The sequence below is a fragment of the Flagellimonas amphidinii genome (genome assembly GCF_013090115.1).
Classification (GTDB): domain Bacteria; phylum Bacteroidota; class Bacteroidia; order Flavobacteriales; family Flavobacteriaceae; genus Flagellimonas; species Flagellimonas amphidinii.
On sequence record NZ_JABFNN010000030.1, the window covers coordinates 129,373 to 145,252 of the forward strand.

The following is a 15,880-nucleotide window of genomic DNA, read 5'->3' on the forward strand; positions in this document are numbered from 1 at the left end:
TTTTAAAATGAATATTTGTAACTCTGTATAAGAAAATAAAGATGGCATTTCCGTCTTAATTTTCATATTAGATATTGTTATTCTGTTATAAGAAAGTAATTTTAAATATGGAAATGCCAACTCAGCATCAAATAGTATTTTTATCCTTTCAAAAAAAAACTATATAGAACGCTATGAAAGGAGTACTACTGGTCAATTTGGGTTCACCCGATAGCCCAACCCCCAAAGATGTAAAGCCTTACTTGGATGAATTCTTAATGGACGAGCGTGTTATCGACGTGAATCCCGTGCTTCGAAATATCATTGTGCGGGGAATCATTCTCAACACACGCCCAAAACGTTCAGCAAAGGCCTATTCCAAAATATGGTGGGATGAAGGCTCTCCCTTGATTGTCTTTTCAGAACGTTTTATGGCCAAAGTTGGCAAAGATGCCGATATTCCAATCGCCTTGGGAATGCGCTATGGTTCCATGAGCATTAAAAATGCATTGCAAGAACTCAAGGAAAAAGGTGTAGATGAGGTTTTGCTGGTTCCTCTGTACCCGCATTACGCTATGTCCTCCTATGAAACTGTTGTGGTGAAGGCCATGGAAGTACAAAATGAGTTTTTCCCTGAAATGTGCATGACCACATTACCAGCTTTCTATAGCAATGCTGATTACATTAAAGTGCTTTCAAAAAGCATAGCTGAAGGGCTCCAAGATTTTGAATACGACCATATCCTATTTTCATATCATGGGATACCAGAAAGGCACATCAGGAAATCTGACCCTACAAAATTCCATTGTAAGTTGGACGCCAAATGCTGTACCACCAATTCAGTGGCCCACCATACTTGTTATCGCCACCAATGTTACGATACCACGGAGTTAGTTAAAAAAGAATTAGGCTTGCCAGAAGCTAAAGTCAGTACCTCCTTCCAATCCAGATTGGGCAGCGACCCATGGTTACAACCTTTTACGGATAAAGAGTTTGAACGTTTGGCGGAGGAAGGTAAAAAAAGGTTGGTGGTCATCACTCCCGCATTTGTTAGTGATTGTCTGGAAACCTTGGAAGAAATTGCCATGGAAGGAAAAGAAGAATTCATAGAAGCAGGAGGAGAGAAATTCAAACATATTGCATGCTTGAATGACCGTGATGATTGGTCACAGTTAATGTCTCAATGGATTCAAGATTGGAAGAATAACAACACACTGCCCCAAATACACATACATTAATTTTCTAGAGACAACAATGAAGATTGAAAAAATTGAACAACACCTACTGAGCACAAGAAATGCCCTTAAACACCATAAATTATATAAGCGCTTAACTTCTGTTGATGACATAAAAATATTTATGGAAAGCCATGTGTATGCTGTTTGGGATTTTATGTCATTGCTCAAGGCGTTACAAAATGGATTGAGCTGTACCACACTGCCTTGGAAACCAGCAAAAAATTCAGCTACCGCGCGTTTTATCAATGAGATTGTCTTGGAAGAAGAAACGGATATGGATGTTGATGGAAATCCCAAGAGCCATTATGAAATGTACCTCGATGCAATGCAAGAAGTAGGTGCCGAAACTAAAAAAATACAAAGGTTTATCGACTCATTGCAAGGGATGGACACCATTTTGGAAGACATAGAAGCCTTTGATTTCACCAAGGCTGAAAAACAGTTCTTGAAGTTTACCTTTCAGGTGATTAAAGAAGGAAAGTTACACTGTATTGCTGCTGCTTTTACCTTTGGTAGGGAAGAGGTCATTCCAGATATGTTTTTGCAGATCATTTACAGTTCAGAAGAAGAAGGTATCAGTGCATATCCTAAGTTAAAATACTATTTAAAGCGCCATATAGAACTGGATGGAGATGAACATGGTCCCTTGGCCTTGAAAATGATTCAGGAACTTTGCGGAGATAATCTTGATAAATCGGAAGAAGTGGCTGAATATGGACTTAGGGCCCTAGAACACCGATTGGCACTTTGGGAAGAAATAAGTGAAAAAATAGATGCTCAAACGCCCAATTTAATAGAGGCCTAATTTTTATCCATAATATGGCCAAAACAACTTCTAATCAGTTGGGTATAGAACCCATTGGCAAGTTGCTGATCAAACAAGCGGTCCCGGCTTCTATCGGTATATTGGTCATGTCACTGAATGTACTGGTCGATTCTATTTTTGTGGGCAACTGGATTGGGTCCATTGCTATTGCGGCCATCAATGTGGTGCTTCCGGTATCATTTTTTATTGCTGCATTGGGAATGGCCATTGGTATTGGAGGTTCCAGTATTATTTCACGAGCATTGGGGTCGGGCAATAAGGAAAAAGCACTTCAAACTTTCGGAAATCAAATTACCCTGACGCTTTTAGTGACCATCTCTATGGTGGCACTAGGACTTTATTTTGTTGATGAACTTATTCCAACCTTTGGAGGTAAGGGCAGCATTTTTGATCCAGCCAAAATATATTACACCATCGTGTTATATGGAGTGCCTTTTTTGGCGCTTTGTATGATGGGTAATACGGTAATTAGAGCAGAAGGCAAGCCCAAATTTGCCATGATTGCCATGATAATTCCATCAGTAGGGAACTTATTGATGGATTATGTTTTTATCTATGTTTTTGATTGGGGCATGCACGGGGCTGCCTGGGCCACCACAGGAGGTTATTTGTTATGCTTTGGGTATATTTTTTACTTTTTTCTTTCCAAAAATTCTGAATTAAAAATCAACCCGACCCACTTCGGATTAAACACATCAATCTTAAAAGAGATTGGCTCTTTAGGTTTTGTGACTTTGGCAAGACAGGCGGTGACCAGTATTACTTATTTGCTGTTGAACAATATATTGTTCAATTTGGGAGGTGAAGCCTTGGTGGCGGTCTATGCCATTGTAGGAAGGATGCTGATGTTTGCCCTTTTTCCAGTATTTGGTGTTACCCAAGGGTTTTTACCCATTGCCGGATTCAACTATGGAGCGGTTCAATATGACCGTGTAAAAGAATCCATCTACACCGCCATAAAATATGCAGCTTTGGTAGCCACTTTGGTCTTTGCTGGGTTAATGATTTTTCCAGGAGAGATAGCCTCACTTTTTCTGAGCAATAAACCAGATTTGCCCTTGGAAGAAATAGCGACCAATGCATTTGTATTGCAGCACACTCCTCTGGCCATACGTTTGGTCTTTGCCGCAACACCCATCATCGCCTTGCAATTGATTGGAGCGGCTTATTTTCAGGCTGTTGGCAAGGCAATTCCAGCACTTTTGCTCACTTTGACCAGACAAGGCTTCTTTTTTATTCCTTTAGTATTGGTGCTTCCTCAATTTTTGGGTGAAATAGGAGTATGGCTATCTTTTCCCATTGCCGATGTATTGGCAACTATTGTTACAGGCTTCTACCTAAGAAATGAAGTGAAGACTAAACTCACTGCGTCACTGGACTAATTTTCATCAGTTTTCAAGGTGGCTGCTTTGCTGATGATTTTCCATTTTCCGCTGATTTTCTTCAATAGGAAGATATCAATGTAGGTCATCTTTTGGCTGGCAATGACAATTTCAGCTTTGGCACTTGCAATATTGTTTTCATAGTCAATAGCCAAAACTTTGCCAACCCTTCCGTTGAATTTACCTTTCTTCCTGTTCGAAAATAAATCGCCATATTCTTTTGGAGATAAAACCCATATTTCTTGGTCTTTTTTGGATAAGTACAAATCGGCCTCTTCATAAAATGCAGATTGAATTAATTCGGGATCATTATAAGAGGATCCATTTATGTAATTGTTCAAGGTTTCGGTAATGGCTTTTTCCTCCGTTTGTGCAAATGAACAAAGAGTAAAGAAGAATGCTAAAAGTGAAAATTTTGTTTTCATAAGTAAGAATTTATTGTGCTTTGATTTCTATTAATTTTCCATTGTCTTCATCGGTTAGGATGTATAGTTTTCCGCTTGGACTTTGTTTTACCTTTCTAATACGAACCCTATCATCAATAAACAGTTCTTCGGCGCTTTTGATAGTTTCATTTTCAATACGGAATCGCCATAAACTACCTCTGGATAAACCTGGAACTATGAGGTTGTTTTTCCAAAAGGGAAATTCCTTTCCAGTATAAAAAGTAAGGCCGGTAGGAGCCACGGTATGTTGCCAAAACCAAACAGGAGGTGTAACTATTGTGTCATCCAGACTGGGTGGCGTATAATCATTGCTTCGCAATTTACCGCTGGTTATATTGGGCCAGCCGTAGTTAGCGCCAGCTTTTAAAATATTGATTTCATCTCCTTGAATGGTGCCATGTTCCGTAAACCATATGTTGCCAGTTTGCGGTTGAACAATAATTCCTTGCGTGTTTCTGATACCCAAGGCATAAATGCCAGAAACTGCATCAGGGCCAAAGTCAGGATTATCGTCAGGAATGCTTCCATCTGGATTGATACGATAAATTTTCCCCCGTTTATCGCTAACATCCTGGGCAATTGGAATTTCAGGTTCATCCCTTTCCCAAAACAATCGCTCGCCAATGGTGATGTAAAGTTTTCCATCTGTACCAAAGGTCATGCCTCCACCATAATGAAAATACTCTTTGGTATATGGGTCTGCTTCCAAAAGAATCTCATGGTCATAAAGCGAATCTTTTTCAAACTTTGCCCGGATAACTTTGGTCGTAGTTCCCAATCCGACTTTTTTTGCGGTGTACGAAATATATACCCATTGGTTTTGTTGGAAATTTTTATCTAACAGTACATCAAAGATTCCTGAATTGTCACCAAAATGAATAGCACGAATGCTGTCGGTCAAATCAGTTGGGAACCCTTTGATGATACTTTTTTCTTTTGTTTCAATATTGATTCGCAAAAGATTTCCATCCTTTTCGGATACCAATGCTTCGTTTTCGGATAGGAAATCAATACTCCAAGGATGGTTCAATCCATCTAAGACCACATGTTTCGTTGGCACGAAGGAACGATGCACATTGGACGACTCTTTTTTGGAGCAAGCACAGGCAAGCAGCAGGAAAAATAGATATATTCTTTGCATTGTTTTTTATGCAAATGATGCGAAGATTGGCTAGTAAGCCTTTAAAAAACATGATTTTTAAAACGAAAATCAGGTTGAACCAAACTTTTTTCGGTATTCTGATGGGGTGAGCTGCGTTTTGGATTTAAAAGCCAGATTGAATGAAGTAACATTTCCAAAACCACAATCATAAGCAATGGATGCAATTTTTTCTTTTTGATACTTTGGACTTATGAGCAAGGATTTGGCCTTTTCAATGCGATACCCATTTACAAATTCCGAAAAGTTTTTCTGTTCATTTTCATTGATGGCCTGCGATAATTTCCGTGGAGGAACCTTCAATTTTTCTGCGGCAGTTTCAAGCGAAATAGAATTGTCCAAGAAAAGACTCTCATCAAGAAACAGTTTTTTAGTCTTTTCCATCAACTGTTGGGAAGAAGATTTATCAAGAGTTGAGGTATTATATTTCCCCAACCTGAAGGCATGTTTTTGGAGAAAAAGGAAGGAAAAAATATAAATGAGAAGCGAAAAGAAGATAGCCCCTCCAATATATAACGAAAATACCCCAGCTAGGTTACCCATATAAAAAATCCAAACCAAGGCAATTCCAAGTGAAAGGTTACGAAACCATTTGATTTTTTGCGGGTGCGCTTCGCCACGGAATTTGTGAACCCACACAAAGGATGAGACCAGGTAAATGGCCAAATGTAAAAAGACCAAAAGGTATATTGCGTAGGCGACCGTACTTCCGTCGTTTGGAATAAAGTAACAACCAAACACCATTAGCGCAAAAGGAATCAAGTGCCAATAGATGCCTTTGTAGTGGTTTTTCCCTTCCTCCAACAGGATTTTACCATAAAACCAAAGAAAAGGACCGGTAAGTAAAATACCTGACAGTCCAAGATTGCGTTGCCAAGGATCCAAATCCAGATAAACATTGAGGATCGATTTTCCTACCCGGATGGTGATGCCCAAAATAGCCAATGCTAAAAACTGATTGGCCTTTCTGTTTCCAGTTTGTAAGGTGAGTAGGTAAATGCATAGAAATAGCGCTTGGGCAACTCCAAGACAGCTTGATACGAGAACAATGGCATTTTTGTCCATAGGTCAAAAATAAAAAGATCGCCCAAAGAAAATTAAGATGTCCCATGAAGTTGCTATTTTTAACCAAATAGCTTTAGCAGATGAAATTTTTATATTCAATTTTGACCTTTTCATTATTAGTGTTAGGTTGCTCTGAAAAAAAGGAAATGACCAAAAACCTTTCCTTGTATATAGGAACTTATACCGATGGTGATAGTGAGGGCATTTATGAGGTGAAATTTAATCCAGAAAGCGGTACTTTGGACTCCATTACACTAAAGGCTCAACTGCCCAACCCATCTTTTTTGGCGGTCTCCAATGACAAAAAGTTTCTTTATGCCATTCAGGAAACCAAGGATTTTGACAATGTAAGCGGAGGAATAACTGCTTTTTCACTAAGTGATGGAAATCTCAAGGAAATTAATACCGTAAGTGTAGGAGGAGCTCACCCATGCCATGTAGCGCTCTCTGGAGATGGACAATTGGCAGTTTCCAATTACACAGGAGGGAATATTGCCATTTATGATGTAAATGGGGATGGAAGCCTGGGAGATCGTCAACTTATAGCGCACAATCCTCCAGATACTACCGGAATTGCCCATGTGCATAAGGCACTTTTCAATAAAGATGGACTTTTTGTTGCTGATTTAGGCTTGGATAAGTTGAAACGCTACGTAAAAAAGGATGATGGATGGAGTCCAGCACATCAAGCCGATTTGAGTTTACCCGAAGGTGCCGGACCACGCCATTTTGAATTCAGCGCCAATGGAAACTTTTTGTATGTGATCAACGAGTTGAATTCAACTATTACCGTTTTTAAGCGTGATGATGAAGGTGGTTTTAACCCCATTCAAACAGAAAGCACTTTGGCCAATGATTTTAAAGGAGAAAGTTTCTGTGCCGACATTCACCTGTCACAAGATGGCAAGTTTTTATATGGTTCCAATCGAGGTGAAAACACCATTGTGATTTTTTCCATTGATCAGCAAGCAGGAGAAATCAGTTTGGTCGGGAGAGCATCGGTCCATGGTGATTGGCCTCGTAATTTCACCTTGGACCCCACAGGAAATTTTTTACTGGTAGCGAATCAAAGAAGCAGTAATATCTCGGTTTACAAAAGAGACCCGCAAAGTGGGACATTGGATTTTTTGAATGAGTTTGCCATTCCTAATCCGGTCTGTTTGCTGTTTTTGGATTAACTACTCGCAGCGATACGTTTTGCCATTAAATTCAAATTCATTGCTGGAATTTGGTCGCAAAGCACCATGCCATGAATTTTTGTACCATTTTTCGGGCTCATCATCATTCCGATAATCGGCTGTAAAAAAGGAAAAATCATCATTAAATGTGATGATGATGTCTCCTTTCCCATCGGCATCGTGCCATCTGCCTTTCATCACATGGTCGGTAAGTATTCCCCAAACCCCTCCTAAGGCATTTTTATGTATCAGATAGTACGAGCCCGCTACCTCATCGTTATCAATCAATAAATCAAACCGACCAATTTCAGTACAATAATTTTTCGCCTGCACGACATTTTTTTCCTGCGCCTTTATAAATTGAAAAGCTATGAAAAACAGTATAATAAAGACGGGAATTTTGAATTTCATGGATTCTGGTTTTTGAAAGGTTTTGAATTGATGGGTTGTTTGATCAAAATGTAATCTTTTAATTCTAAAGGATTCAAGATTTCGTTGGTTTCTTGGTTTAAATTATCCAATTGGGAATCTGAAACAAAAAACATTTGGTCATTGTATAGTGCAAATGTGGTTGGAATGTCCGTAGCATTTTGAAAGCTATCCAGTTTTTCCTGTTTGATGATTTTGGAATTACTTTTATTCAAATAAAACTGGAACAGCCCATTCTGGTCAGCATTTCTTCTTGCATTGATAATCGTCAACAGGCTATTTTTATAAAACTTCATTCCATCAATACCCTTAAAATCGTTGGGAGCGTTCACTAATTTCTTTGAATTGATGTCTAAAATGCGTAAGCCGCTAGTGTAGGTGGCCAAATACAGTAAATTTCCATCAGGAGAAATGGCGATACCATTTGAATGGTTGATTTCTGGATGCGAGAAGAAAACCTCCAGAGCATCCTTTTTACTATTTATGGTGTATATATTTTCATTTTCAGAATCTGTGATGTAGCATTTTCCATTAGGGCCAATTGCAATATCATTCAAATAGATAAAGTTGGAATTGTTAGGGGAGTAGGACTTTATCAACTTACCAGAATTGATGTTGAGCAACAATAAAATGGATGAATTATCCGGTCTGGCTAGACTGTTGCCCAAGGCAAACAGTGTATCCCCTTTGATGGTCATTCCAAAACCTGGAAGATATCCATATTGATTGACCGAAATGAAATCTTCGGTATTGCTCCCGTCAAAATTGCATCGCACAATTTTATTATTATGTAAGCTGTTGAGGTATATTTTTTTGGAAATGGCATCAATGGCGATACCCTCTGGAATCAAGTCTTTTTTGAATGAAAGTTTGGTGAGTTCTTTTGTCTGGGCCGCGCTCAGACAAGAAACTAGCATCAAGATAAAACATAATGTTCTCATTTATTGACCATTTATTCCAAAAATACTGTTTTGAATAATTCAACTTTCAACTTTATGATTTAGTTAATGCGCTTAAAAAAAGCAACCCACCAATTTTGGTGGGCCGCCCTAGTGTTTATTGAAATAAGCTAAGATTTTATCTCGCAAAGTACTTGTTCCTACTATATGTTTAGAAACAGTAATTGGATTTACGTCACATTTGAAAGGAAATTTGCCTATTGATTGAACCAAACAAGGAGGGCAATAATAAGTACACCGAACAAAATGGCCAATATAATTTTCCAAGCACTATATGGTCTGGAGCCAGAGATTGAACCATTTTCCCCATTGATGAAGAAATTATACTCTTTTCCTTTGTACCGATAAGCGCTCACATAAACGGGAAGCAAAATATGCTTGAAGGTTTCATCAGCCAAGTTCATGTCCATACTGTTCACCCTTTGGGTGTCGCCCCCAATATCTTGCCGGCACCAGCGCTCTGCAATATCCTTGGCCACACCTTTGGCCAATTGATGTCCTTGCTTTAAGGGGATGGTATATTTTTCAGTAACAAAACCAGATAAAAAACTACTGTTGAAGGGTTGTAGTTTTTGCAAGTTCCAACGGGCTATTTTTCGGGGTACACGTCCTGCTTTTTGTTGTGAAGCTTTAATAAGGGTATCATCTACAAATCCAGAAACCCTACCTGAAGCAGGATACCAACGTGTTTTTCTAACTCGTTGTGTTACCATTTTGCCATTGGCATTTCGCACACGTCTGGTTTCATAATAATACTCTCCCCTTTGCCCAGTGTAAGATGCTGTGAGCTGGGCATCAAAAGTCCAATAAGGTAAATACAATCCTTTGGTAAATTGCGGGTCTAAAGAGGCTTTTTTCAATTTGTTGGGGGCCCACCACAAACTGTCCACCCATTTTTTAAAGATGCCGAAGGACTTTTCTTTTTCAATTTGAAAGGGAAGTACGGCACCGGGTAAGATCCATTCCTGTTTATAAGCATCTTCAATCACTAAAGGCATACTGCAATACACACAATGAAGCGATTTGTAATTTTCCTCAACATGTTGCTCGGCGCCACAGTTTTTGCAATGCAACATGGAAATCTCCTCGCTGTGTTTTTGCCCCCCCATTTCCTTGAGGTATGGGTAAAGCTCCAACTCCTCAAATCCATTTTCATCAATATTGATTGATTCTTGGTGTCCGCAATACTCACAACTGATACTTGTGGTGCCGGGCTTGTAAGTAAGCTCAGCACCGCAGTTGATACAGGATTTTTTAAGCTCTGTTTTTTGGATGGATGGTTCCAAGCACTATGAATTTGGCAATGGTGGCGGGGTATTACCTCCCAAGAACGATTTTAACTCTTCCACATCTTTAAGGGCCGTCCAGTTGGCCATACCTTGTTTCCAGACCAAACTGTCACGGTTAATGGTGCGTCCAGCAAAAAGTGCCTGCAATTGCTCAAAGGAAACAGGTCCTTGTTGGGTTCCATTTACTGCATAAAAATATTGTACTTGAACGGGCATTGGTGGAGGAACAGCAGCACTAGCTTGTTGCATTTGCGGATTTCCACCCATCTGTGGACTCATCATGCCTCCCATTTGTTGTGCAAGTACAAAGCCCATTCCCATACCCATTCCAGCACCAGCAGTACCTCCTTCATTTTTTGCGGCGGCCTCAATGGCTTTTGCAGTTTTGAACTTGGTCAATTTGTCCAAATCCAATTTGTCGATACGGCTGTACTCAAAAATCTCTTTCTTGAGGTCTTCGGGCATAGAGACATTTTCGATATAGAATTTCTCCAAGGAAATCCCAACACTTTCAAATTCTGGAGCCATTACCTCTCTACAAGTATCTGAAAGTTCGGAAGTATTGGCCGCATAGAGCTCTATGGGCAGATTGGCCTCGCCCACGGTATCGGTAAAACGGGTGGCGATCAAACTTTTTAGGTGTTCGTTGATTTCAAAATTGGTGAAGTTGCTATCGGTCCCAACAATGTCGACGATGAACTTTCCGGCATCGGAAACCTTAAAGGCATAGGTTCCAAAAGCTCGTATTTCCACCAGACCAAAACGATCATCGCTTAGGGTGATGGGGCTCTTGGTCCCCCATTTTTCATCAGTGAACAAATGGGTGTTTACAAAGTAAACCTCTGCTTTGAACGGAGAGTTAAAACCATATTTCCAGCCTTTCAAGGTGGCTAGAATAGGCAGATTCTGGGTGGTAAGATCGTAAGTGCCGGGCTCAAATACATCGGCCAATTGCCCTTCATTGACAAAAACGGCGGTCTGCCCTTCCCTAACAATAAGCTTTGCCCCGTTCTTTATTTCATTTTGATAGCGTTCAAACCGATGCGCAATGGTGTCATCGGTATAATCGAGCCACTCAACAATATCAATAAATTCATGGGAGAGCTTTTCTTTTATTTTTCCAAAAATATCCATGGTATGGTGTTTAGATTAAATCGTGCTTAAAACTATAAAAAATGAACTTTACTTCTGTTAGATTTGTATGAAATTGGAAGGTTTTGTTACAATGAACACTTCATTTGGAACCCCTGTCTTATTGTCTTATTCAAGAAATCTTTATTTCTCATTAGGAGAAAAAGACACATCCAACCGTTGTATCATGGGATTCTTTTCTGGGGTCAAGGTGAAGAAAATGTTTATGGTTCCGTTTTTACATTCGATGGTAAAATCACCACGCAGTTGATTTCTTGGCCGTATGTCTTGGCTCTTTTTAATGGCACCGGCCTTGTCCAAAATTTCTTGGATTTCCTGTGTTCTTTTGTCTTTGGATCTGTCCAAGAAAAAATTATCGGCAAAAATAGGCGCGTCCAGATTGACTTTTCCATTGTTGATCAGGTCAAGAATATCCTCCTTTCTCTTTTTCAAGATGTCAGAAACAGGGAGCTTTCGAGTTTGTAAATCCAATGTCTCAAATAGCAATTGCTCTATTTTATCATAAGGTACGGGACCAGTGTATGTTCTGTTTCCAAAGGCCATTATTCCAATGCCATAGTCTGGAAAAAAAGCATAATTACTGCCAAAACCGGGCAAAGCCCCACCGTGAGATATTCGCGTAATACGTTTGCAGTCCATAGAGATTCCAAGGCCGTAACCATAACCGATCATTCTTGCGCACGGTTCGTTGTTACGATCCCGGTTCCAGGAGTTCAGGAAATTAAATTGTGGGGTGTGCATTTCCCTGACCGAGCTTCTTTTGACCGGACCATTGTCCCCATCACTTCTAGATGGCCAGGCAGCTAAGTGAAAGCTGACGTATTTGCTGAAATCCTCAATGGAAGTGATCAATCCTCCCATGGAACCAAAAGCCCCGTCATGGAGCATGGGTTCTTCTTTCCACATTTCATCTTCCCATCGGTAGCCATGCGCCAATTGCTTTTTGGGAACATTGGCGTACTCCCAATAGGTTTCGTTCATTCCCAAAGGGAGAAGAATTTGGTTTTGTATGTATTCTTGGAATGCTGTACCCGATACTTTTGAAACAATATACCCGAGCATGGCATAGCCGGTATTGCTGTACTCATATTCTGAAGATGGTATTTTGGACATGGACAGGCCTTTGGCCACAAGGGCCATAAAATCTTCATTGCCCATGGCCAACTGGCGGTCTCCCCAAGGATTGTCTTCCGGAAAACCTGCGGTCATGGTCATTAAATTCTCAATATCAAGAATAGGGGCATCCCCGGTGAGATATTCAAGGCTTTGCAACTCTGGAATATATTTTTCAACCGGGTCGTTCAGCGATAGTTTTCCTTCATCGCGCAATTTCAAAATGGCCATGGCCGTGAAGCTCTTTGTCATTGAGGCTATTCTAAATGAAGTACGGGTGGTAACGGGAGTCTTGTTTTCAATTTCAGAGACACCTGTTGCCGAAGCAATGATCAGGGAATCGTCAACAACAATGCCATAGGCTATACCGGGAATTTTCCTGTCCAAGGCATGTTCCTCGAATATTTGTTGCAGCTCAGTTTCCAATTCCTTGATTTTTTGAAGACGACCATCATTTTCAAAAACAGGATGTTTATAGGTCCGGGACACCTGTTTCACCATATTTTTCTGTGGTGTGTCTTTTTTTGTTTCAGGGGTGCAGGACACTGCCAAAAGGAAAGTGCACGCCCATAGAAGTTGTAGTCCGTTTTTCATTTTGATTTATTATGGATTTAGTGAAAGACATAAGATTTTTTAAAAAGTTACAATTTGTCATTGAATTTTCAAATTGGTTTAAATTGAATAGGTTTTGTTACATTCATGCCGAAAAACCTAATCGCTGATATGAAATATAGAATCATCCCGATTTTTTGCTCAATTTTTTTGGTCCTCAATGCATGCAAAGAGGCCAATAAAGAAGCAACACCCGAAAAGACTGTTGTTGAAAGTAAGGCAGTTGAAGCCATACAGTTGACCCAAGCACAGGCCAATAATCTGGTCACCCTTCCCTTGGAATGTGTACAGAAGGAATTTCCCAACAAGTTGGGACAGACCTTGGGAAGTGAGGACGATTTGGCTCCGCCCAAAACTTTGCACCCTGCTTTCTACGGTTGTTTTGATTGGCATTCCGCTGTTCATGGCAATTGGTCCATGGTGAGGTTGCTGAAGGAGTTTCCACATCTTGATGAGGCCGAAAGGGCACGAAAGATACTGTTGGAAAATATCTCCAAGGAAAATATAGCGGGTGAGGTTGCTTATTTTGATGGGGAACACAACAAAAATTATGAGCGTACCTACGGTTGGGCCTGGCTATTGAAGCTGTCCGAAGAAATCCATACGTGGGATGATCCACTAGCACGTGAGCTTGAAATAAATTTGGAACCATTGAGCGAGTTGATTGCCCAGAAATTCATTGATTATTTACCTAAGTTACAATATCCTGTAAGGGTAGGTACCCACACCAATACGGCTTTTGCCTTGTCCTTTGCATGGGATTATGCCCAGACCTTGGAAGATACCGCCTTGACCGAAGCCATTGAGCAACGTGCCTTGGACTTTTATAAAAGTGATGCTGATTGCCCGTTGACATGGGAACCCAGTGGTGCCGATTTTCTTTCCCCTTGTTTTGAAGAGTTGGATTTGATGCGCCGTATTATGGATAAACAAGAATTTTTGGCTTGGATGCAACAGTTTATGCCAAAACTACAAGAACCTGATTTTGATGTGGCCGTGGCCTTGGTGGGCGACCGTGAAGATGGTCAGCTGGTTCATTTAGATGGATTGAACTTTAGTAGGGCGTGGGTGCTATATGGCCTTGCTAAACAATATCCCGAAGCTTATGGACATTTGTTACCATTGGCACATGAACATTTAGCCTATTCATTCCCCAATTTGATAGGGGATAATTATGAAGGAGGACATTGGTTGGGCTCTTTTGCAATTTATGCTTTGGGACAACAGTGAAATAGTATATTTGCCCAAAAAAAGAATGGTCAAGGCCGTTTTGTTTGATATGGATGGGGTCATTATCGACTCTGAACCCCTACATTATAAAGCTTACCATGCCATGTTCAAAGAGTTTGGCATTGAGGTCGATGAATCTTTGTACGAAAGTTTTACTGGCATGGCAACGTTATCCATTTGTCAAGTATTGGTGGATCATTTTGGATTAAACCATGCACCAGGGGAGTTGGTGGCCAGTAAACGGAAACATTACAAGACTCTTTTTGCCAATGATAATGCCTTACAGTTGATTGATGGGGTTTTGGACTTGATAAAGGAATATTATGCTAACGGACTTACCTTGGTCTTGGCCAGTTCAGCTTCTATGCCCAGCATCAACGGTGTGTTCGAGCGCTTTGATTTAGACCAGTATTTTGTGGCCAAATTGAGTGGCGCTGATTTAAAGGAATCAAAACCACATCCCGAAATTTTTTTAAAAGCTGCAGAAGCTTCGGGACATGTCAAACAACATTGCATTGTAATTGAGGATGCTACCAATGGAATCAAAGCGGCCCATGATGCCGGCATTTATGCTGTGGCTTTCAATAGCCCACATTCAAAAAACCAAGACTACAGCTTGGCAAACAAGGTAATCACTTCATTTGAAGAAATCAACTACGGGAAACTACAGTACATAAATCGCTAATTCTTTACCACCCTCGCTTCTTTTAGCATGGCCAATACTTTTTCTTTTGGCAAGGCTTTGATTGTATGCCCATTATGACCAGTTGTGGTTTTAGCCGCAAAGAGTGAATTTAGAATGGCTTCTTCCGTGGCTTCAATTACGGCAAGAAACAAAGGGGTTACTGCACTGTTTCGAAGACTAGGAATGGTTTGAATAGAGTTTTCGCTGGAATAGGGAATTCGACATTCTTCTGCTGTGGAAACAGCAATCACATAATCACCGCTTCCATTACTTGCAATACCTCCCGTTTTTGCGAGACCCATCATAGCTCTTTTGGCCAAGCGTTCCAAATTTCTTGAATTCAAAGGAGCATCGGTCATGACCACTATCATGCATGACCCATCTGGGGAATATTTGAAACTATTGGAATAATGGTTGAGTTGTTTGCTGACATCAACTCCAGCAATTTGTAGTACTCCTCCAAAGTTGGTTTGAACCAATACACCTATGGTGTATCCTCCAGATTTTTTGGGCAGGACACGTGATGAGGTACCAATGCCTCCCTTAAAACCAAAACAAATGGTTCCAGTGCCCGCGCCTACGTTTCCTTCTTTAACCGGGCCATCTGAAGCAGTATGGATAGCACTAAAAATATGTTCTTCTTTGATGTGCCGTCCTCGAATATCGTTAAGGTAGCCATCATTGGTTTCTCCTACAACAGCATTGACCGACCTAACATTTTCGTTTTTAGGAAGATTTAGGGTGTAGCTAATCAAAGCATTGGCTGCGGTAGGAACGCTCAAAGTGTTGGTGAGTACAATTGGCGTTTCAATATTGCCCAACTCTTTCACTTGGGTGTACCCTGCAAGTTTCCCAAATCCATTGCCGATATAAATTGCAGCGGGCGCTTTTTCTTGGAAAATATTATCTGAATGTGGAAGAATTGCGGTTACTCCAGTCCGAACACTATCTCCCTTCACCAAAGTAAAATGCCCCACTTTTGCACCAAGCACATCTGTTATTGCATTTAGAGGGCCAGGTTGTAATATACCAATTTCAACTCCGTAATCTCGAAGACGGGATTGGGATAGCAATACGATGGGGAAAAGTAAAATTATGCCCAAATATTGCTTTGCGACCATGAATTTTTGGTTTTTTC

At 40.4% G+C, this 15,880-nt stretch carries 15 protein-coding genes; 6 read left to right on the forward strand and 9 right to left on the reverse strand.

Annotated features, from left to right (window positions below; all coding sequences use genetic code 11):
• Positions 1–173: 173 nt before the first annotated feature.
• From hemH to HJC33_RS07265, 3 genes are read left to right on the forward strand one after another with little or no spacing between them, the layout of a single operon-like run.
• Entirely contained in the window at positions 174–1,217 is a 1,044-nt protein-coding gene (gene hemH, locus HJC33_RS07255) for a ferrochelatase (protein ID WP_171658147.1), read from the forward strand.
• 16 nt (positions 1,218–1,233) lie between these two features.
• On the forward strand, positions 1,234–2,022 hold the full coding sequence (locus tag HJC33_RS07260; protein ID WP_171658148.1) for a DUF3050 domain-containing protein: 789 nt from the start codon (positions 1,234–1,236) through the stop codon (positions 2,020–2,022).
• 14 nt (positions 2,023–2,036) lie between these two features.
• Positions 2,037–3,425 carry an MATE family efflux transporter gene (locus tag HJC33_RS07265; protein ID WP_171658149.1) on the forward strand — a complete coding sequence of 463 codons (1,389 nt, stop codon included), beginning with the start codon at positions 2,037–2,039 and terminating at the stop codon, positions 3,423–3,425.
• Here the strand turns inward: HJC33_RS07265 and HJC33_RS07270 are convergent.
• The 3 genes from HJC33_RS07270 to HJC33_RS07280 all read right to left on the reverse strand — a co-directional run bounded on the left by HJC33_RS07270 (position 3,422) and on the right by HJC33_RS07280 (position 6,095).
• Positions 3,422–3,850 carry a nuclear transport factor 2 family protein gene (locus HJC33_RS07270; protein ID WP_171658150.1) on the reverse strand — a complete coding sequence of 143 codons (429 nt, stop codon included), beginning with the start codon at positions 3,848–3,850 and terminating at the stop codon, positions 3,422–3,424. The genes HJC33_RS07265 and HJC33_RS07270 overlap by 4 nt on opposite strands.
• 10 nt (positions 3,851–3,860) lie before the next feature.
• Entirely contained in the window at positions 3,861–5,012 is a 1,152-nt protein-coding gene (locus tag HJC33_RS07275) for a PQQ-dependent sugar dehydrogenase (RefSeq protein ID WP_171658151.1), read from the reverse strand.
• A 69-nt stretch (positions 5,013–5,081) separates the two neighbouring features.
• On the reverse strand, positions 5,082–6,095 hold the full coding sequence (locus HJC33_RS07280; protein ID WP_171658152.1) for a helix-turn-helix domain-containing protein: 1,014 nt from the start codon (positions 6,093–6,095) through the stop codon (positions 5,082–5,084).
• A gap of 146 nt (positions 6,096–6,241) precedes the next feature.
• Here HJC33_RS07280 and HJC33_RS07285 point away from each other — a divergent pair, with 146 nt between their 5' ends.
• Positions 6,242–7,273, forward strand: a complete 1,032-nt coding sequence (locus tag HJC33_RS07285) for a lactonase family protein (RefSeq protein ID WP_246245505.1) — start codon at positions 6,242–6,244, stop codon at positions 7,271–7,273.
• On the opposite strand, the gene HJC33_RS07290 is transcribed toward HJC33_RS07285, so the two are convergent.
• The 5 genes from HJC33_RS07290 to HJC33_RS07310 all read right to left on the reverse strand — a co-directional run bounded on the left by HJC33_RS07290 (position 7,274) and on the right by HJC33_RS07310 (position 12,809).
• Positions 7,274–7,684 (reverse strand): hypothetical protein, encoded by a 411-nt coding sequence (locus HJC33_RS07290; protein ID WP_171658154.1) that lies wholly within the window; start codon positions 7,682–7,684, stop codon positions 7,274–7,276.
• Positions 7,681–8,643, reverse strand: coding sequence for an SMP-30/gluconolactonase/LRE family protein (locus tag HJC33_RS07295; RefSeq protein ID WP_171658155.1), 963 nt, complete (start codon positions 8,641–8,643; stop codon positions 7,681–7,683). The genes HJC33_RS07290 and HJC33_RS07295 overlap by 4 nt, the downstream gene beginning before the upstream one ends.
• Positions 8,644–8,858: 215 nt before the next feature.
• Positions 8,859–9,947 carry a TFIIB-type zinc ribbon-containing protein gene (locus tag HJC33_RS07300; RefSeq protein ID WP_171658156.1) on the reverse strand — a complete coding sequence of 363 codons (1,089 nt, stop codon included), beginning with the start codon at positions 9,945–9,947 and terminating at the stop codon, positions 8,859–8,861.
• Between the two features lie 3 nt (positions 9,948–9,950).
• A complete protein-coding gene (locus HJC33_RS07305) occupies positions 9,951–11,084 on the reverse strand; it encodes an SPFH domain-containing protein (protein ID WP_171658157.1) in 1,134 nt (377 codons plus the stop codon).
• Between the two features lie 141 nt (positions 11,085–11,225).
• A complete protein-coding gene (locus HJC33_RS07310; RefSeq protein WP_171658158.1) occupies positions 11,226–12,809 on the reverse strand; it encodes a serine hydrolase domain-containing protein in 1,584 nt (527 codons plus the stop codon).
• A 129-nt stretch (positions 12,810–12,938) separates the two neighbouring features.
• On the opposite strand from HJC33_RS07310, the gene HJC33_RS07315 reads away from it, so the two are divergent.
• Positions 12,939–14,057, forward strand: coding sequence for a DUF2891 domain-containing protein (locus HJC33_RS07315; protein ID WP_171658159.1), 1,119 nt, complete (start codon positions 12,939–12,941; stop codon positions 14,055–14,057).
• Positions 14,058–14,082: 25 nt separating this feature from the next.
• The gene (locus HJC33_RS07320; RefSeq protein WP_171658378.1) at positions 14,083–14,742 is read left to right on the forward strand and encodes an HAD family hydrolase; all 660 of its coding nucleotides are present in this window, start codon (positions 14,083–14,085) and stop codon (positions 14,740–14,742) included.
• Here the strand turns inward: HJC33_RS07320 and HJC33_RS07325 are convergent.
• Entirely contained in the window at positions 14,739–15,863 is a 1,125-nt protein-coding gene (locus HJC33_RS07325) for a DmpA family aminopeptidase (RefSeq protein ID WP_171658160.1), read from the reverse strand. The two genes, HJC33_RS07320 and HJC33_RS07325, sit on opposite strands and share 4 nt — an antisense overlap.
• Between the last annotated feature and the right edge of the window lie 17 nt (positions 15,864–15,880).